This is a genomic window from Streptomyces sp. SID5910 (genome assembly GCF_009862125.1).
GTDB lineage: Bacteria > Actinomycetota > Actinomycetes > Streptomycetales > Streptomycetaceae > Streptomyces.
Window position 1 is genome coordinate 1 of the sequence record NZ_WWHX01001039.1, and the last position, 259, is coordinate 259.

Here is a 259-nt window from a genome sequence, read left to right on the forward strand (position 1 = left end):
GCCGCGGCCTGGGTGTGTCCGATGTTCGACTTGATCGAGCCCAGCCGCAGCGGCCGGTCCTCCGGACGTTCCTGGCCGTACGTCGCGAGCAGGGCCTGCGCCTCGATCGGGTCGCCCAGCGTCGTGCCCGTGCCGTGCGCCTCCACCACGTCGACCTGCTTGGGGGTCAGCCTGGCGTCCGCGAGGGCCGCGCGGATCACGCGCTGCTGCGAGGGGCCGTTCGGTGCCGTCAGACCGTTGCTCGCACCGTCCTGGTTGA

General features: G+C 72.6%; 1 protein-coding gene. It reads right to left on the bottom strand.

Annotated elements, in window-relative coordinates; all coding sequences use genetic code 11:
* The coding region (locus GTW67_RS36735; protein ID WP_161169031.1) for a hypothetical protein at window positions 1-259 on the bottom strand (259 nt) is incomplete at both ends.